This is a genomic window from Mesorhizobium sp. M8A.F.Ca.ET.218.01.1.1 (assembly GCF_004791165.1).
Classification (GTDB): Bacteria; Pseudomonadota; Alphaproteobacteria; order Rhizobiales; family Rhizobiaceae; genus Mesorhizobium.
The window spans coordinates 362100-379611 of the sequence record NZ_SRUZ01000003.1; the positions used below are offsets into that span (position 1 = coordinate 362100).

Sequence of the window (17512 nt, forward strand, 5' to 3'; positions counted from 1 at the left end):
ATCGTCTGGTTTTCACGTCCGGAGGCCCTGGCCGACGGCGGTTCTTCGTTCGAGGAGTTAGCCCAGCATGGCACAAGAGAAAAGCGCACCGGCAATTGAGCTGATCAATGTCAGCCGCCGCTTCCTGTCACCCACCGGCAAGTCGCTGACCGCGATCCGTGATTTCACCATGACCGTCGAGCGGGGTGAATTCGTCGCCGTCGTCGGCCCGACCGGCTGCGGGAAGTCCACCACCCTCAACCTCGTCACCGGATTGGCGAGCCCAAGCGCGGGCGAGGTCCGGGTCATGGGTGCACCCGTCAAGGGCATCGATTCCCGCATCGGCTTCGTCTTTCAAAGTGACGCGCTGTTTCCATGGCGCACGGTGATCGAGAACGTCATGGCCGGGCCGCTCTTCCGTGGCAGGGCCAAGGCAGAAGCGACGGCCGCGGCGCGCGACTGGCTGGCGCGCGTCGGCTTGGCGCGCTTCGAGCATCACTATCCGCACCAGCTCTCCGGCGGCATGCGCAAGCGCGTCGCGTTGGCGCAGACCTTCATCAATGGCCCCGAGATTCTGCTGATGGACGAGCCGTTCTCCGCGCTCGACGTGCAGACACGTGTTCTCATGCACGAGGAACTGCTGCGTCTGTGGTCCGAAGCCAGGGCTTCGGTCGTTTTCGTCACCCACGACCTGGAGGAAGCAATAGCGCTGGCCGACAAAGTCTATGTGCTGACCGCCGGGCCGGCGACGGTGAAGTCGGTCTACACCATCGACCTGCCGCGCCCTCGCGTCGTCGCCGACATCCGTTACGAGCAAAGCTTCATCGACTATTCGCGCACCATCTGGGCCGATCTCAAGGAAGAGGTCGAGACCAGCTATGCCCGCGCTGCCGCGTGAGGGAGGACACAATGACCGATGCCACCATCGACATCAGGGCAGGAAGTTTCAGGCCGGGAACTTCGGACGCCGAAATAGAGGCCGCCGCCGCCAAGGCCGCGCAGCATCGTCGCCGCACGGTGATCTTCTGGCGGTATGCCATCCTCATCGTCTTCCTCGCCGCTTGGGAAGTCGCCGGGCGCAAGGCCTGGATCGATCCGTTCTTCTACGCCACGCCAAGCGCGATCGCGCAGAGGCTCTATGAGTGGACGACGGAAGGCACGTCCGAAGGGCCGCTCTGGTACCATCTCTACGTCACGATGGAGGAATCCGTCCTCGGCTTCGTCACAGGCTCGGTTGCCGGCATCATCATCGGCGTCGCGCTTGGCCGCAACCGCATGGCCGCCGACATCTTTTCCATCTACATCAAGGTCATCAACTCCATCCCTCGCGTGGTGCTGGCGCCGATCTTCATCATGATCCTCGGCCTTGGCCTTGCTTCGAAAGTGGCGCTGGCCTTCATCATGGTGTTCTTCGTCGTCTTCCATAACGCCTTCCAGGGCGTGCGCGAGGCCGACCGGGCGATGATCGCCAATGCCCGTATCCTCGGCGCCTCCGACTGGCAGCTGACCCGCTCGGTGATCGTGCCGTCGGCGATGAGCTGGATCTTCGCCAGCCTGCACGTCAGCTTCGGCTTCGCCATCATCGGCGCCATCGTCGGCGAGTTCGTCGGCTCACGCTATGGTATCGGGCTCTTGATCAACATCGCCAAGGGCTCCTTCGACGCCGCCGGCATGTATGCCGCGATCGTCATCATCATGGTCGTGGCGCTGGGCGCGGAATATCTGATGACAATGGTCGAGAACCGGCTGGCGAAATGGCGTCCGCAGCCGCTGCACGAGACGCAGTAAGCAGATCGGAGCGGGGCAAGGACCCCTAGCCGCCGGCCAACGGCAGGCGCACCTCGACGACCAGGCCGCCGGTCGCGCCATCCGCAAGGGTGATGCGACCGCTGGCATTTTCGACCACCTCGCGCACGATGGCGAGCCCGAGGCCGCTGCCTTCGTCGGTCGCGCCGGTGAGCCGATAGAAGCGCTCGAAGACATGGTCGCGCTCGTCGGCGGGTATGCCTGGCCCGTCGTCGGTAACCGTCAGCACGGCCTCGCCACCGGCGGCGGCGAGCTTGACGGTGACGGTGCCGCCTGCCGGTGTGTAGCGCAGGGCGTTGTCGACGAGATTGACGATCATCTCCCGCAGCATCGTGCCGTCCCCGATGACCGGTACGGCGCCAGTCTCATCGAGGCCAAGATCGACGTTGCGATCAATGGCCCTGGGCGCGTGCGTTTCCAGCACTTGGCGCGCGGCTTGCGTCAGGTCGATGCGATCGGCGCGCGGTCGCCGGCTGCCCGGTTCCGCGCGCGACAAGGTCAAGAGCTGTTCGGCCAGCCTCGCCAGCCGGGCGGAGCTTGCCTGCAGGGCGACAAGCGCTTCCTTGCGCGCATCCACAGCGTTTTCGCGCAGCGCGTAGCTCGCTTGCGTCGACAACAGCGCCAGCGGCGTGCGCAACTGATGCGCGGCATTGGCGATGAAACGGCGCTGCGCCGCCATCTGCGCCCGCACCCGTTCCATATAGGCATTGAGCGCATCGACCAGCGGCCGGATTTCGCTCTGCGCACCGGCGACTTCGATGGGGTCGAGTTCGCTGCGTTTCGGTGAGCGCACTGCGTCGCGCAGCCGGATGAGCGGCGTCAATCCTCGCCGCAGGCCGAGCAGCACGAAGACGCCGGCAATCGCCACCAGCGCCAGTTGCTGGGTGAAGGCGCTGAACCAGAGATGCCGCACCATCGCGTCGTGGCCGAAAAGCGTGACGCCGACGGTGACCGATATCGGCGAGTCGCCGCCGGCGCCGACCACCGCGTGCGTAAATGTCAGCAGCCGCAGCGTCTGGTCGCGATAGGTCGCTTCGATGCTGGGGCGTCCAGGCGTCTTGGGTAGCCCGGGATAGCCTGTCAACAGCCGCCCTCCGGCGGCTTCGACACCGTAGTAGACCCTGTCGCGGTCGCCGGTGTCGAACATCTCGAGCGCTGCCGGCGGCACCGTGGCGTTGATCACTCCGTCGGTCATTGCGACCTGCTCGGCAATCATCCGTGCCGAACCGACCAACATGCGATCAGTGATCAGATCGGCGGTCGCCAGGGCATTGCCATGGCTGGTCCACAGATTGACGGTGGCGAGCCCGGCGAGCGGCAACACCACCCAGGCCAGAAGTTGCAGCCGAAGACTGTTAATTCTCATGGCACCAGATCATCGTGCCGCAAGAGATAGCCGAGGCCACGCAAAGTGGCGATCTGGACGCGCGACCCTTCAAGCTTCTTGCGCACACGGTGCACATAGATCTCGATGGCGCTGGGATCGGCGTCGGTCTCGAAATCATAGATCGCCGCGGACAGTGCGGCCTTGCTCACGGTGCGTCCTGCCTTGATCATCAATTGCTCGAGCACGGCATGTTCGCGCGGCGTCAGCGCCAGCGCCTCCCCGCCGAGCGAGAACAGCCTGGTGTTGGTGTCGAAGACGAGGTCGCCGCAGGCAACGACCGGTGCCGTCCGGTCATTGACGCGGCGCAGTTGCACGCGGATGCGTGCTTCAAGCTCCTCGATCTGGAAGGGCTTAGCCAGATAATCGTCGGCGCCTTCGTTGAGGCCTTTGACCCGGCCATCGAGGCTGGCATTGGCGGTCAGTACGATCACCGGCACCCGGTTGCCGCGGGCTCGCAGCATGCGCAGCACTTCCAGTCCGCCCATGCGAGGCAGCGCAAGATCGAGAATGACAAGCGCGTGGTCGCCCGCGGCAAGCGCGTGCTCGACATCCTCGCCGTCATGGACGATGTCGACGACATAGTTCGCCTGGCGCAAGGTCTTGCCCAGCCAGTCCGCCAGTTCGCGATTGTCCTCCACAAGCAGCAATCGCATGTCTATTGCCGTTCCAGCATCCGCCCGCTTTCGGTCTCAACGGGCCGCTCGGGCTCGATCGTCGATCCCATTCGCCAATCGGACCCGAAATGATCGATAGTATCGATCGCAACGCAAGGCAAATGCGGCTTGGGCCGTGGCCGGCGAAACCTCCAAACTGTCCGAGCGACGCGAAATTCCTCCCAAGGGCACGCCACTTGACGTCTTTTTGGATGAGCCCAGGGCATTGGCGTCATCGCCCGATCTTCGCAGTCGGCAAAAAACATTTCACGTTCAGGAATAAAACCAGGCTGCTTCTGGTCTTCTCCTCAGCGGAACCGTCCGCCCAAGACGCCGCCCAACGGATGAACCAGGAGATTGAAATGAACAGGCTTGCTCTCGCTACCGCCGCTATCCTTATCGCATCGGGAGGTGCGTTCGCCGGCAGCGACCACTATGGCTCCGACACTGCCAACCAGCCGGTTGCCCCGGTCGCCGGCGTGGATCACGCAGTCACCGGCGCCGTCGACAATAAGACGAATATGACCAGCCACAAGGCTGCCGACACCAAGATGAAGCCCGCCATCGACTGGCCGGAGCCCGGCCAGGGCATCTGGGGCAACTGATGTCTCGGGCGCGGCGGACTGTCCGCCGCATCCGCCTGGCATGGCTTCTAGCTCAAATCCTTCGGGCGCAGGCAATGCGTCAGCCGCGCGGAGAACAGGGCGGACCACTCGCCCTCGAAGACGAAGCGCGCAAGGGCTGCTGTCGGCAACTTTTCCTCAAGCCTCTTGCGCGCCTTCGCCTCCGATCGCGGTCCGGCAAGCTGTTTTGCCAGGTCCTCAAGCCCCGGATTATGGCCAACCACCACAAGGCAAAGGCTCGACGGGTCGGCCTTATGGATTTGGTCCAGAATGTCCGCAGCCGAAGCTTCGTAGAGTGGCTGAGCAAACGCGACTCGTGGATGCACCGGCAACTCCGCGGCCACCAATCGCCAGGTGTCGCGGGTGCGTAGCGCCGACGACACCAGCGCCTGATCCGGCAGCCAGTCGCGCGCCGCAAGCTCGCGGCCGATCAATCGGGCTGGCTTCAATCCACGTTCCGCGAGCGGCCGGTCGAAATCATCGAGATCAGGATCATCCCAGCTCGATTTGGCATGGCGAAGCAGGAGAAGCTGTTTCATGGCCGCGTTCTCGGCTTAAGGCGTGATCCGCGCCAGATGCTCCAGGTCGGCTTCCTCACGCAGCGGGTCGGGCGCCATCACCACCGAGGTGCCGTTCTCGGCATCGTCGGCGAAGTGGGCAAGCACGGCGCGGCCCGCCTCCATGCGTGCCTTGCCTTCGGCCACCAGTCCCAGCGCCAGCGGATAGAGCCGATGCTCGGCCTTCAGCACGCGCGCTGCCAGCGTATCGGCATTGTCGCCGACCATCACCGGCACCGCCGCCTGGGCGATGATCGGGCCGTCATCCATCTCCGGCGTCACGAAATGCACCGTGCAGCCATGAATGCGGATGCCGGCTGCCAGCGCGCGCGCATGGGTATCGAGCCCCTTGAAGGCCGGCAGCAAGGCAGGGTGGATGTTGATCATGCGGCCCTGCCATCTCTGGACAAAGCCGGGGGTCAGGATGCGCAAATAGCCGGCCAGCGCCACGATATCTGCATTGAAGCCAGTGAGTGCCGCGTCGATCGCCGCGTCATGCGCCTGCTTGCCGCCGTGATCGGCTCGGGAAATGACCTGCGTGGCGATGCCGCGTGCCTTGGCGACGCCGAGGCCGGCGGCGTCCGCCTTGTCGGAGATGACGCCGACGATCTCGGCCGGAAAGGCCGGATCGCTGGCGGCCGCGATCAGCGCGGTCATGTTGGAGCCGCGCCCCGATATCAGGACGACGGTGCGCTTTCGCTGCGTGCTCATAGGCCGATCGAGCCCCGATAGATGACGCCGGCGTCGCGGCGCGGCACGATGCGGCCGATCGGCGTCACCGTCTCGCCGGCTTCCTGCAGCACGGCAGCGACCTGTGCCGCCTGACCCGAAGCGACAGCCAAAATCATGCCGATGCCGCAATTGAAGGTGCGCATCATCTCTTCCGGCGCCACGCCGCCGGTCTTGGCCAGCCACGAGAACACCGGCGGCACGTCGATCGCCTCGAGATCAAGCTCGGCCGAGAAATCCTTGGGCAGCACGCGCGGAATGTTTTCCGGGAAGCCGCCGCCGGTGATGTGGGCGAGCGCCTTGATGCCATGTGTGTTGCGGATCGCCTTGAGGAGAGATTTCACATAGATGCGGGTCGGCTCGAGCAGCGCCTCGGCGAGCGTCGCCTCGTCGTTGAACGGTGCCGGATCGCTCCACGCCAGGCCGCTCGCGGCGACGATGCGGCGCACCAGCGAGAAACCGTTCGAATGCAGGCCGGAGGAGGCTAGCCCGAGCAGCACATCGCCTTCGACGATGTCGTCGGTGGGCAAAAGCTGCCCGCGTTCAGCGGCCCCAACGGCAAAGCCGGCGAGATCATAGTCCTTGCCGTGATACATGCCGGGCATTTCGGCGGTCTCGCCGCCGACCAGCGCGCAGCCGGCCTGGCGGCAGCCCTGCGCGATGCCGCCGACGATCGCGGCACCCTGGTCGGGATCGAGTTTGCCGGTGGCGAAATAGTCGAGGAAGAACAGCGGCTCCGCGCCCTGCACGACGATGTCGTTGACGCACATGGCGACGAGGTCGATGCCGATCGTGTCGTGCTTGCCGGCATCGATGGCGATCTTGAGCTTGGTGCCGACGCCGTCATTGGCGGCGACCAGCACCGGATCGGTGAAACCGGCCGCCTTGAGATCGAACAGACCGCCGAAGCCGCCGATCTCGCCATCCGCGCCTGGCCGGCGCGTCGAGCGCACCAGCGGCTTGATCTTCTCCACCATGAGATTGCCGGCATCGATGTCGACGCCGGCCTCGGCATAAGTGAGCCCGTTTCTGCGCTTGGCCGTTTTGTTCTGGCCCGTTTTGTGCTGGCCGGTTTCGCGCTTGCTCATCGCAATGTTCCTGCTCGTTTGCGGGCTCTTCGCATGAACGGTTTCGGTCCGCAAGGATAACGGCCGAACCGGGCGCCGTTTGGCTGACAAAAGCGTGGATAGACGGGGGCATCGCACACAGCGCTTGCTCCGGCCCAGGCTGCTCCCTTGCCTCGACCCTTCACCGCCCTCATCTATCTCCAGGCATAATACGGCGGGACAATGCGTTGACCATCCCCAACCTGATCACCATCCTGCGCCTTGTGCTGGTGCCTGCCGTGGTGCTGGCCATGCTGCAGGCGCGCTGGGACTGGGCTTTTGCCGGCTTCGTTATTGCAGGCGTTTCCGACGGCATCGACGGCTTCATCGCCCGCCGCTTCGACCAGCAGTCGACGCTCGGCGCCTATCTCGATCCGATGGCCGACAAGCTGCTTTTGGTTTCGGTGTTCGTCGTCATGGGCTTCATCGGGCAATTGCCGCTCTGGCTGGTCGTCACCATGGTGTCACGCGACGCGCTGATCGTCTGCGCGGTTCTGTTGTCCACGGTGATGGCCCATCCGGTCGAGATAAAACCGTTTCTTGTGTCGAAGGCCAATACCGCCATACAGATCGTGCTGGCGGCGGTCGTGCTGGGTGAACTCGCCTTTGCCGTGCACCTCGACCCTCTGCGGCCCGCCCTCATATTGCTGTCCGGGGTCTTGACCGTGGCTTCGGCCGCGGCCTATCTCGTGGCTTGGCTGAGGCATATGAACGGCTATGGCGAAGGCGGTAAATCGGGCTGACAAGCCCATCGACGGCAAGGCTGCCCGCAAGCCGGCTGCCCGCAAAGCGGTGACGCGGGGCAAGACCGTCGACGACCAGATGGTCGTCGACGTTCCGGCCGGCGAGACGGCGGCGGAGGCAGAGGCGGCGTCGACCTTCTACCGCCAGATCTTCTTCTGGCTGGCGGGTGCCGCGATCCTGGCGCTTTTCCTTTATGTCTTCAGCGGCGTCCTGCTGCCCTTCGTCGCCGGCATGGTGCTTGCCTATTTCCTCGATCCGGTCGCCGACCGGCTGCAGCGGCTCGGCCTCAGCCGTTTCATGGCGACGGTGGTCATCCTCATTACCTTCCTGATCGTGCTGGTGCTGGCCTTCGTCATCCTCATTCCGGTGCTGGCGACGCAGATGACCGATTTCGCCGGCAAGCTGCCGGAGTACCTGACCCGGTTGCAGAGCCTGATCACGTCGTTCGACCCGAAATGGCTGGAACAGAGATTCGGCGTCAACGCCAATGGCTTGCGCGACGGATTGAATTCGCTGCTGACTTCCGGCTTTGGCCTGATCACCACCGTATTTACCTCGCTGTGGAGTTCGGGCATGGCGCTGGTCTCGGTGGTCAGCCTGTTCGTGGTGACGCCGGTCGTGGCCTTCTACATGCTGCTCGACTGGGACCGCATGGTGGCGGTCATCGACAGCTGGGTGCCGCGCGACAACGTCGCGACGGTGCGCGCCATCGCGCGCGACATCAACACCGCCACTGCCGGCTTCGTGCGCGGGCAGGGCACGCTCTGCCTGGTGCTGGGCGCCATGTACGCCACCGGCTTGACGCTGACGGGGCTGAACTTCGCCATCCTCATCGGCCTGTTCGCCGGGCTGATCTCCTTCATCCCCTATGTCGGCTCATTGACCGGGCTGGTGCTGGCCGTCGGCGTTGCCTTCGTCCAGTTCTGGCCGGACTGGACGATGATCGTCGCCGTTGCCGTGGTCTTCTTCATCGGCCAGTTCATCGAAGGCAACATCCTGCAGCCCAGGCTGGTCGGCAAAAGCGTCGGCCTGCACCCGGTGTGGCTGATGTTCGCGCTGTTCGCCTTCGGCGCGCTGTTCGGTTTTGTCGGGCTTTTGATTGCCGTTCCAGCATCCGCGGCGGTGGCAGTTCTGGTACGCTTCGCCATCGCCCGCTACCTGGAATCGCCGCTCTACAAGGGCCATGCGACAGAGCTCGCGCCGCCGTTGCCGGCCGATCGCGGCGGCGGCCACCGCACGCAACCGCGTCGCTGAAGTGACTGCCCAGCGAACCGACCCGCCGCGCCAGCTGCCGCTCGATCTCGGCCACGGCACCGGTTATTCGCGCGACGAGCTGGTCGTCTCCGGCACCAACAACCAGGCGGCCGCGCTGGTCGACCGCTGGCCGGATTGGCCAGCACCGGTGGTGGTGCTGGCAGGCCCCGCTGGTTCGGGCAAAACGCACCTGGCCTCGATCTGGCGTGCCCGCGCCAACGCGCTTGCCGTCGACGCCAGGCGCATGGGCGACAGCATCGCCAATCTCGGTGCGCGGCCGGCGCTGATCGACGATGTCGATATCGGCGCGGTCGATGAGCAGGGCCTGTTCCATTTGATCAATGCCGTGCGCGGTGCCGGCTCGACGCTGCTCTTGACGGCGCGACGCTTTCCGTCGGCCTGGGGCGTCAAGCTGCCCGATCTTGCCTCGCGTTTGAAGGCGGCGGCGACCGTCGAGATCCACGAGCCCGACGATCTCCTGCTCGCCGGCGTCATCACCAAGCTGTTCGCCGACCGGCAGGTCGAGGTCGAACCGCATGTCGTGCAGTATCTGGTGCGGCGCATCGAGCGTTCGCTGGCCACCGCGATGCGCGTGGTGGAGCGTCTGGATCGCACCGCGCTGGAGCGCAAGATGGCGATCACAAGGGCATTGGCGGCCGAAACCGTCAACGCCATGGACGAGGGGCAGGGCGAATTCGAGATTTAGAGTGCCTCGATGTTACAATCGCTCCGCAACCGCCGTCCCATTTCGGGAAATAACAGCTGGCACCCATCTTGCAGCGTGAGCTTGCCGGCTGACCCCGGTCCTGATTGCGTTCCAAATCAGGTTGTAGGCTCGCCGGGAATGAGGTGCTTGGGGTTCTCGCCCGGCGAGCTTGCCTTTCACTTGCGGCCAATCACAGCCAAAGTCTGACGAAATGCCGGACCAACAGATAGACGGCTGAATGCGAGGCAATATAGCAGGCCGCGACCAGCACAAAAATCCCGGTGCTGGCTGCCCACGAACGGGAGGCAACGATGCCTGGTGCCAGCCTGGCGTGCCCGCGGCTCTCGCGATTGTTCCACATCGCCAAGGCCGCACAGGCGATCGCCCACGCCACCATGAAGGGAACCGTCACGCCCGCATAGGCAAAATAGGCCGGCCCGAACAGCGACACCCAAGCATCGATCCCAAGCACCGCAAATCCCCCATTTTGCCGGAGTTTAAGCCGGCAATAGCGAGGGAAGCGAGCCTGAAATGATGAAGCCCGAATATTGGCCAAAAGCCCTTGATGCTCGCTCAATCCAGACGCGATTGCACGAAGTCGATGAAGGCGCGCACCTTGGCCGGCGCGAAACGAGGACAATCAAGGGCAAGACAAGCACGGCGGCCTTGATTGCGGCTCTCGTCGCCGGCGAGGGCGCCTAGATCGCATGGGATAAGAAGGGATGGTCGGAGTGGAGAGATTCGAACTCCCGACCCTCTGGTCCCAAACCAGATGCGCTACCAGCCTGCGCTACACTCCGAACGGTCTGTTGCCTATTCATTTCGGTGTTACATGGCAAGTGCAAAAACCTTGCCGCCGCTGCCAATGCGCAGTAATGACGGCCCTAGGGCGGCGATGCCGCCTTGCACAACAATGAGGTGGCCATGTCCGCGCGCATTTTCAGCCCAGCCAAAACCGCGATGCAGTCCGGCAAGGCCAAGACCGGCCACTGGGTGTTGGAATTCGATCCCGAGATGCGCAAGAAGATCGACCCCCTGATGGGCTACACCACGTCGGGAGACATGAGAAGCCAGATCAGGCTCACCTTCGGCACCAAGGAAGAGGCCGTCGCCTACGCCGAAAAGGAAGGGCTTGCCTTCCGCGTCGAAGAGCCGAAAGAGCCCAAGCGCCGCCAGATTTCCTATGCGGAGAATTTCCGCTATGACCGCAGGACGCCCTGGACGCATTGACCGGCTAGCCCAGCGCGAACATCTACCGGCCCCGAGCCGGCCAGCGGTCCCGTAGCTCAGCTGGATAGAGCACCGGCCTTCTAAGCCGATGGTCACAGGTTCGAATCCTGTCGGGATCGCCATAATTTCAAAGGCTTACGCCGCATGACCTGACGAGGTCAACCAATCCTCACCCTTGCCTGCCAGTGCCGCGACGCCGTGCAATGGAAGCCTGAAACGGCAGTCTCGGGCCCACCGGCGCGGGGGGCCCTGGAATTATTTCGTGATCTGTCCTGTTGGAACCTCGGCCAAGCCCAGGCGTTCGGGGCCTTGTATTCGTGGAGCCTCATGAAAAGGCAATGTGCGGTCCGGCGAATAGGGTAGGGCGGGCACAACGAGAATGGGTTGGGGGAGGAGAAGCCAGGCCATGTCGAAACGTGAGATTGGAACGTCCCCTGCCTTGGTGCGGCGCATCGCCGAACTCAGGGCCCGCATGCAGGATGCCGAAATTTCCGGCCATGAAATGAAAACCTTTCACAAGGTCGCCGCCATCATGGGGGCCGGCGACGGTTCCTTGTGGCTGGATGCCGACGACATGATCGCGGCATCCTTCGTCGTCGAGGCGGCTGGACAGGCGTCCAACCGCTGACTTCGGAATTCTCCCTGTCAGGAATCCGATGAGCCTTCAACCACCGGGGCACGGCCGCCTGTTGGCGATCGTGCCCGCCCCCGGCCATCCGATCCCGTCTCCCTGCCATCCGATCTCGAATTGAAAGGAAAGTCTTATCATTTTGTTTGCGTTGGCACGTCATAGTAGGGACGGCTAACGGAGTGAAGGGGATGAAGCTGGACCTGTCGCCGACCAGCTGGGGCAGGGTGATCGCCGTCACCGCCGCCGGCACGGCATTCTTCATTGCCGTGGCGTTTTTCGTCGATTCGTTCAATTTCCCCTATCTTTCGCCCGAGTCTGTCTGGCGCGCGAAGCTGACCGACCTTCTGCTGCCCCTGGTGCTGGGTGGCTCGTTTCTGTTTTTCCTGATGTGGAAGATCCGCCAACTGGCGATAGCCCAGCGCGACCTCAGTGTCATCGCCGCGACGGACAGCCTGACGGCAGTGCTGAACCGCGGCGCCTTCTCTATGCTGGTCGAGGCCTATCTCGAGCAGACCCGCAAGCAGGAAGAGACCCGTTCCGGCGCGCTGCTGATCATCGATGCCGACCACTTCAAGTCGATCAACGACCGCCTCGGCCATGATTGCGGCGACCAGGCGCTCAAGCTGATCGCGCAGGCGATCAAGGGCCAGCTGCGCGGCGGCGATATCGTCGGACGCATCGGCGGCGAGGAGTTCGGCGTATTCCTTCCCGGTGTCGACCCCTCGCAATCCTGGCTGGTTGCCGAAAGCATCCGCCGACGGATACGCGAAATGGACTTTTCCCCGGGCGGCCGCTCCTGTCCGCTTTCCGTCAGCATAGGCGGTACCAGCTTCAGCGGGCCGACCACCTACGAGGCAATATTCTCGGCCGCCGACAGACGGCTTTATGCCGCGAAATCGAATGGACGCGATCAGGTCAGCTTCGATCCGGCGGAAGCCTCCCTGGCGTCTCCGGCCAGCGCCGCTACCCTGCACTGACGGCAGCCTCGTAGTAGGCTGACACCCACCGCTTGCTTGACGCTTGATTATCCGTGTGCTTCCTCCGGGCAGTAATGTACGGAGTATCGCCAGAAATAGTCCTGCTTCTTAGTCCCTCGATCGTGCCATTCGCGGGTACAGCACGGCCCTTGGGTGCAGGCAATTGAATGGCGAGACGCCCGGCTAGAGCCGAGTAAGCACCGCGACCATGATCCATCTATTCAACGGCTTTCAGAACCAGTTTGGCGGCAGTGAGCGCGAAACCCTGGAGTTGTACCGGCTCTTGGGCGCCGACTCACGGGTGTGCCTGTGGGCAACCTCGTCGCGCGTATCCGAAGGCCTGATGCAGGAATTTCCGATACGCCGCGTCTCGCCGGCAACACGCAATGTGCCGGATGGCGGCACCTATGTCTTTCTTGGCGCGCATTGGCGCAACAAAATGTGGCCCTACCTGATCCCGCGGCCGCGCCGGCTGATCTATGTCTTCAACACCTTTCATCCCAAGCTCATCGCCCTGACGACACGCAGGCCGCGCCTGCTGCGTTGGCCGGCTGCCGAACTGGTGCTGATCTCCGAATTTCAGAGGCGCGTGCTGCAGGTCGAAGGCGTCGTCCATGCCTCGCCGATCGATATCGGGCGCTTCTCGCCACGACGGGCAAGGCCAAACGGTCCGTTCACGGTGGGGCGGCTGAGCCGCGACACGGCGGACAAGCATCACCGCGACGATGTGGCGCTCTATGAGGCATTGCTTGGCGATGGCACCGCGGTCCGTATTCAGGGCGGCACGCCGCTCAAGGACAAGCTCGCGCCGCATCCGCAACTCGAACTCCTGCCGCAGGGTGAATTCGCCGCCGAACAGTTCCTGCCGACGCTCGACGTCTTCTACTATCGCACCGGTTCGCATGTGGAGACGTTCGGCCGGGTGGTGTTCGAGGCGATGGCCTGCGGCCTGCCCGTGGTCTGCCATTCGCATGGTGGCTACGTCGACCACATCAGACATGGCGAAAACGGCTTCCTGTTCGAAACGACACAACAGGCGGCGCGGATCCTGGCGGATCTCAAAGCCGACCCGGGCCTGCGGGCGACGGTCGGCCGCAAGGCGCGGCTGACCGTCGAGCAGATGTTTTCATCGCAGGCGTTGCAAGAACGGCTGGATTTCTATCGGCGTTAGCCGCACCGCGCCATCTGCCTTCGGATATTCTCCGCCAACAAGCCACCTAGCCGTTTGGCATCAATCCCGACATCGCGCTAAAGCTGGCATCACGTGAATCGCGGGCGGCCGGCATCGGCGCGCGGGCAGATCGAGCAGGGCTTCTACCGATGACATTGATGGGCGGCGCGGCACTGCTGATCCTGGTCCTTACCTATGCCGGCGTCGCCATCGGCCGCATCCCTGGCCTGCGGCTTGACCGCGCGGGCATTGCGCTGCTTGGCGGCGCAGCGATGATCGCCATCGGCGCGCTCAGCATGGAGGATGCCTATCGCGCCATCAATTTCGACACCATCACGCTTCTGCTCGGCATGATGATCGTGGTGGCGCATCTGAAAGTATCGGGTGCCTTTCGCGGTCTCGGCGCCATTGCCATCGAGCACGCGCATGCGCCGTTCATGCTCCTGGTGATGGTGACGCTCCTGACCGGCGTGCTGTCGGCTTTCCTGGTCAACGACGCCATCTGCCTGGTCATGGCGCCGATCGTCGTCCACGTCACCCGTGTCATCAACCGCAATCCGATCCCCTATCTGATCGCCACCGCCACCGCTTCGAACTGCGGCAGCGTCGCCACCATCACGGGCAACCCGCAGAACATGGTCATCGGCGCGCTGTCGGGGATTTCCTATCCGGCCTTTTCGGCGGCGCTCGCGCCGGTCGCCTTGTTCGGCCTTGTCGCGGTCATCGTCATTGTGCGGATCGTCTATCGCGCCGAATTCAGGCGCAACGGCGAACTGGCGCCACACATCTCGCGCGGCCGCATGCATCGTGGCCAGGTGCTGAAGGCCGTGGTCGTCTGCATCGGGCTGGCGATCGCCTTCTTCGCCGGTGTTCCCGTAGCCAAGGCGGCGCTCATCGGCGGCGCCATCCTGCTGCTCACGCGCGCCATCAAGCCATCGCGCATCTACCATGAGATCGACGGACCGCTGCTGTTCATGTTCGCGGGTCTGTTCGTGGTGGTTGCCGGCGCGGAAAAGACGCTGCTGACGCCTGACATGATCGCCTCCGCCAAGAACATCGGGCTCGACGACGTCTGGAGGCTGTCGGGGTTCACCGCCGTGTTGTCCAACATCATGAGCAATGTTCCTGCCGTGCTGGCGCTCAGGCCATTCATACCCGGCCTGGAAAACCCCGAGCGCGCCTGGCTGGTGGTGGCCATGAGTTCGACGCTGGCCGGCAACTTCACCTTGCTCGGCTCGGTCGCCAACCTGATCGTCGCCGAACAATCCAAGGCCGCTGGTACACCGTTGTCTTTCGGTGCCTTCTTCAAGGTCGGCCTGCCGCTGACACTGATCACGCTCGCCGCCGGTACGGCGTGGCTGGCGTTCGGGGCCTAGCCCTGCATCTGACTGACCGACATCCGCGCCCTGACCAGCGTCGCCGCGGCTCGTCCGGCGGCTTCGACGTAGTCGGGATTGCGATGGATCAGCATGATCGAAAAGCAGCCTTCTATCAGCAGCACGATCTCGCGGGCCAGTGCCTGCGGCCTCTCGATATCGTGCCCGGACAATTCCGTGGCCAGCCATGTCTCGAAGTTGGATTTGTGCCGCGCCCCGACCTTGACCGCCGGGTGTCCAGGCATCGAGGCAAGCTCGGCAGCTGTGCGCAGGAAGCCGCATCCCTTCCATTTTGGATGGCGCGTGGCCCGGGCCAGATTGGTGAAGATGGCTTCGACCTTGCTGTCCACGCCCCCTTGCTCGGCTTCGAACCAGCCGGCCATCCGTTTCAGATTGGGCTGATCGCGGCCGTCGAGATAGGCTGCGATGAGGTCGTCCTTGCTCTTGAAGTGGTAGTAGAGCGTCCGCTTGGTGAGGCCCGCTTCCTCGGCGACGGCGTCGACACTGACACGGCCGATTCCTTCCGCGTAGAACAATCTGGTTGCGGCATCGACTAGGCGCTTGCGGGTGGGGCTTTGTGCTTCGGCCATGGGTCTAAGTATACCGACTAGTGAATATACACAAGGTGCGAACGACGTAACCTTCCAACTCGTCAACAAGCTGGAAGGAAGCCAAATGACCGATCTTGTCCTGAGCGAGACCCGCGACGGGGTTACCGTCCTCACCCTCAATCGTCCCGAAAAGCTCAATGCACTGAATTATGCCCTGATCGATCGCCTGCTTGCGGTTCTCAACGACATTGAAGTCGATGACGGCGTCCGGGTTGTCATCCTCACCGGAGCAGGGGAGCGGGCGTTTTCGGCGGGTGGCGACATCCATGAATTCTCGGCCAGCGTGGCGCTTGGCGCCGATATCGCAATGCGCGACTTCGTCATGCGCGGGCAGCGGCTGACGGCACGGCTGGAAGCGTTCCGCAAACCGGTCATCGCTGCCGTCAACGGCATTGCCTTTGGCGGTGGCTGCGAAATCACCGAGGCCGTTCCGCTCGCCATCGCCAGTGACCGTGCGCTGTTCGCCAAGCCCGAAATCAACCTTGCAATGCCGCCGACTTTTGGTGGAACCCAACGCCTGCCGAGGCTGGCCGGGCGCAAGCGGGCGCTCGAACTGCTGTTGACGGGCGACTGGTTTCCGCCGCCGCGGGCGCTTGAGCTGGGTCTCGTCAACGAGGTTGTGCCGCATGCCGAACTGATGCCGGCGGCATTTGATCTGGCCAAGCGTATCCTGCGGCATTCCGGACCGGCCGTCACCGGCATTCTCACGGCGGTGGCGAGGGGCCTCAACCAGGGTATTGCCGAGGGACTGCTGATTGAGGCGGAGCAATTCGCCCGCATGGCTCCGACCGCCGACCTGCGTGAAGGGCTGAATGCGTGGATCGAGCGGCGCAAGCCGAGCTACGACGGTTCGTGGACCCATATCACACGGCCCGATGAGGCGCGGCGAGCCTCGTTGGCGATCGACCGGCGCGGGACGCGGACCAGGACGCCTTCGCCGCCACACGGCCCTTGACGTCTAGCGGGAGCAACACAAGTCACCGAACCTTCAAAGAGAGCCGTGGCCGATAGACCTGGAGCAATTCCGGACGGAAAACCGCTACGCACTTTTCCTGGATTTGCTCTAATATTCCGATCGACGGCGAAATGGTCTTTTCGCCATCGATCTCTCAGTCTCACGGCGCCACCACCAAGCGGCCTTTCATGTTGGGGTGGAAGCGGCAGAAGTAGTCGATGGTTCCCGCCGCCTTCAAATTCAGGCTTGCCGACTTCTTCGGCGGGATGATCACCTCCCAGCCACCCTTCACCGTAGCCGTATGGGCGATCACGTCCTTGTTCACCCACTCGATCGTGTCGCCGACCTTCGCATCGACGCTGGCCGGCGAAAAGACGAGCTTCTCGATGGTGACCTGGATGGCTGCCGCCGCTGCCGGCGCCGCTGTCAGCGTAGGTACCAGCGCCAGCATGGCCAGCCCCGCCAGATGGTCCAAGGCGCCCGCTTTCATTTCAGCATGCCGGCGACGTGTTCGGCATGCTGCTCATGGCCCTGGAAGATCTTGAGGCCGGTCTCGAGCAGGCTCTTCAGCTCGGCATTGCTGGCCGAGGGAATGAGCAGCGTTTCGAGCGCGCCGTTGACCTGCTTGTGATAGGCCACCTCGTTTTCGATATAGGCCTTGTCGAAAGCCGCACCTTTCAGCTTGGCGAGCTTGGCGCGTTCCTCAGTCGCGGCCTTGGTCAGCGCCTGGCTGGTGGCGTTGTCCTCGGGCTTCACCTTCAGCTTCTTGACGAGATCGAGCGCCTGCTTGTTCACCGCTTCGTGGTCGCGCTCCATGTCCTTGGCGAAATCGATCACCTCCTTGCTCTTTGATTTCTTGATCGCCTGCTTGGCCGCCTCGATGTCGATGACGCCGGCCGTATAGGCGATATGGGCGATCTGCGGGTCCGTCGGCTTGTCGGCGGCTTGCGCGACCGGGGCAGCGCCGACGAGAAGCAGGGCGGCAAGGGCAACGGTATATCGGGTGAACATGGCATC

General features: G+C 63.7%; 21 protein-coding genes and 2 tRNA genes. 13 read left to right on the forward strand and 10 right to left on the reverse strand.

Annotated elements, in window-relative coordinates:
* The first annotated feature begins 67 nt into the window (after positions 1-67).
* Positions 68-877, forward strand: coding sequence for an ABC transporter ATP-binding protein (locus EN861_RS12895; protein WP_127871470.1), 810 nt, complete (start codon positions 68-70; stop codon positions 875-877).
* Between the two features lie 11 nt (positions 878-888).
* Positions 889-1767 carry an ABC transporter permease gene (locus EN861_RS12900; protein WP_127276617.1) on the forward strand — a complete coding sequence of 293 codons (879 nt, stop codon included), beginning with the start codon at positions 889-891 and terminating at the stop codon, positions 1765-1767.
* Between the two features lie 25 nt (positions 1768-1792).
* Here EN861_RS12900 and EN861_RS12905 read toward each other — a convergent pair whose 3' ends face one another.
* Both EN861_RS12905 and EN861_RS12910 read right to left on the reverse strand, forming a co-directional pair.
* Positions 1793-3151 carry a sensor histidine kinase gene (locus tag EN861_RS12905; RefSeq protein WP_135863818.1) on the reverse strand — a complete coding sequence of 453 codons (1359 nt, stop codon included), beginning with the start codon at positions 3149-3151 and terminating at the stop codon, positions 1793-1795.
* Complete coding sequence (locus EN861_RS12910; RefSeq protein WP_135863820.1) at positions 3148-3825, reverse strand: response regulator; 678 nt, start codon at positions 3823-3825, stop codon at positions 3148-3150. The genes EN861_RS12905 and EN861_RS12910 overlap by 4 nt, the downstream gene beginning before the upstream one ends.
* Positions 3826-4187: 362 nt before the next feature.
* Here EN861_RS12910 and EN861_RS12915 point away from each other — a divergent pair, with 362 nt between their 5' ends.
* The gene (locus EN861_RS12915; RefSeq protein ID WP_135863822.1) at positions 4188-4430 is read left to right on the forward strand and encodes a DUF680 domain-containing protein; all 243 of its coding nucleotides are present in this window, start codon (positions 4188-4190) and stop codon (positions 4428-4430) included.
* Positions 4431-4477: 47 nt separating this feature from the next.
* Here the strand turns inward: EN861_RS12915 and EN861_RS12920 are convergent, their stop codons facing one another.
* Genes EN861_RS12920 through purM form a run of 3 tightly spaced genes read right to left on the reverse strand, consistent with a single transcriptional unit; the run spans position 4478 to position 6822 of the window.
* Complete coding sequence (locus EN861_RS12920; protein ID WP_135863824.1) at positions 4478-4987, reverse strand: histidine phosphatase family protein; 510 nt, start codon at positions 4985-4987, stop codon at positions 4478-4480.
* Between the two features lie 15 nt (positions 4988-5002).
* Positions 5003-5716 (reverse strand): phosphoribosylglycinamide formyltransferase, encoded by a 714-nt coding sequence (gene purN / locus EN861_RS12925; protein WP_135863826.1) that lies wholly within the window; start codon positions 5714-5716, stop codon positions 5003-5005.
* Positions 5713-6822 (reverse strand): phosphoribosylformylglycinamidine cyclo-ligase, encoded by a 1110-nt coding sequence (gene purM, locus EN861_RS12930; RefSeq protein WP_135863828.1) that lies wholly within the window; start codon positions 6820-6822, stop codon positions 5713-5715. Before purM ends, purN begins: the two co-directional genes overlap by 4 nt.
* A gap of 206 nt (positions 6823-7028) precedes the next feature.
* On the opposite strand from purM, the gene EN861_RS12935 reads away from it, so the two are divergent.
* The 3 genes from EN861_RS12935 (at position 7029) to hdaA (ending at position 9544) form a co-directional block, all read left to right on the forward strand.
* Positions 7029-7583, forward strand: a complete 555-nt coding sequence (locus EN861_RS12935; protein WP_127276634.1) for a CDP-alcohol phosphatidyltransferase family protein — start codon at positions 7029-7031, stop codon at positions 7581-7583.
* 79 nt (positions 7584-7662) lie between these two features.
* Positions 7663-8838, forward strand: coding sequence for an AI-2E family transporter (locus tag EN861_RS12940; RefSeq protein ID WP_127276654.1), 1176 nt, complete (start codon positions 7663-7665; stop codon positions 8836-8838).
* A 1-nt stretch (position 8839) separates the two neighbouring features.
* Positions 8840-9544: a DnaA regulatory inactivator HdaA gene (gene hdaA / locus EN861_RS12945; RefSeq protein ID WP_127276636.1), complete on the forward strand. Its 705-nt coding sequence runs from the start codon at positions 8840-8842 to the stop codon at positions 9542-9544.
* A gap of 190 nt (positions 9545-9734) precedes the next feature.
* On the opposite strand, the gene EN861_RS12950 is transcribed toward hdaA, so the two are convergent.
* A complete protein-coding gene (locus EN861_RS12950) occupies positions 9735-10121 on the reverse strand; it encodes a hypothetical protein (RefSeq protein ID WP_245464286.1) in 387 nt (128 codons plus the stop codon).
* Between the two features lie 146 nt (positions 10122-10267).
* Positions 10268-10344 (reverse strand) — tRNA-Pro (locus tag EN861_RS12955).
* A 124-nt stretch (positions 10345-10468) separates the two neighbouring features.
* Here EN861_RS12955 and EN861_RS12960 point away from each other — a divergent pair.
* The 6 genes from EN861_RS12960 to EN861_RS12985 all read left to right on the forward strand — a co-directional run bounded on the left by EN861_RS12960 (position 10469) and on the right by EN861_RS12985 (position 14929).
* The gene (locus EN861_RS12960; protein WP_127276639.1) at positions 10469-10774 is read left to right on the forward strand and encodes an ETC complex I subunit; all 306 of its coding nucleotides are present in this window, start codon (positions 10469-10471) and stop codon (positions 10772-10774) included.
* Between the two features lie 45 nt (positions 10775-10819).
* A tRNA-Arg gene (locus tag EN861_RS12965) sits at positions 10820-10896 on the forward strand.
* A gap of 284 nt (positions 10897-11180) precedes the next feature.
* A complete protein-coding gene (locus EN861_RS12970; RefSeq protein ID WP_127276641.1) occupies positions 11181-11402 on the forward strand; it encodes a hypothetical protein in 222 nt (73 codons plus the stop codon).
* A 191-nt stretch (positions 11403-11593) separates the two neighbouring features.
* Positions 11594-12382 carry a GGDEF domain-containing protein gene (locus tag EN861_RS12975; protein WP_127276643.1) on the forward strand — a complete coding sequence of 263 codons (789 nt, stop codon included), beginning with the start codon at positions 11594-11596 and terminating at the stop codon, positions 12380-12382.
* A gap of 208 nt (positions 12383-12590) precedes the next feature.
* Positions 12591-13553 carry a glycosyltransferase family 4 protein gene (locus EN861_RS12980; protein WP_127276645.1) on the forward strand — a complete coding sequence of 321 codons (963 nt, stop codon included), beginning with the start codon at positions 12591-12593 and terminating at the stop codon, positions 13551-13553.
* Between the two features lie 149 nt (positions 13554-13702).
* The gene (locus EN861_RS12985) at positions 13703-14929 is read left to right on the forward strand and encodes an anion transporter (protein WP_127276647.1); all 1227 of its coding nucleotides are present in this window, start codon (positions 13703-13705) and stop codon (positions 14927-14929) included.
* Here EN861_RS12985 and EN861_RS12990 read toward each other — a convergent pair.
* Positions 14926-15519, reverse strand: a complete 594-nt coding sequence (locus tag EN861_RS12990) for a TetR/AcrR family transcriptional regulator (protein WP_135863830.1) — start codon at positions 15517-15519, stop codon at positions 14926-14928. The two genes, EN861_RS12985 and EN861_RS12990, sit on opposite strands and share 4 nt — an antisense overlap.
* Before the next feature lie 85 nt (positions 15520-15604).
* On the opposite strand from EN861_RS12990, the gene EN861_RS12995 reads away from it, so the two are divergent.
* Positions 15605-16495, forward strand: coding sequence for a crotonase/enoyl-CoA hydratase family protein (locus EN861_RS12995; protein WP_135863832.1), 891 nt, complete (start codon positions 15605-15607; stop codon positions 16493-16495).
* Positions 16496-16655: 160 nt separating this feature from the next.
* Here EN861_RS12995 and EN861_RS13000 read toward each other — a convergent pair whose 3' ends face one another.
* Together EN861_RS13000 and EN861_RS13005 are read right to left on the reverse strand one after the other, a co-directional pair.
* On the reverse strand, positions 16656-16985 hold the full coding sequence (locus tag EN861_RS13000; RefSeq protein WP_189343623.1) for a cupredoxin family copper-binding protein: 330 nt from the start codon (positions 16983-16985) through the stop codon (positions 16656-16658).
* The gene (locus tag EN861_RS13005) at positions 16982-17506 is read right to left on the reverse strand and encodes a DUF4142 domain-containing protein (protein ID WP_135863834.1); all 525 of its coding nucleotides are present in this window, start codon (positions 17504-17506) and stop codon (positions 16982-16984) included. Before EN861_RS13005 ends, EN861_RS13000 begins: the two co-directional genes overlap by 4 nt.
* Between the last annotated feature and the right edge of the window lie 6 nt (positions 17507-17512).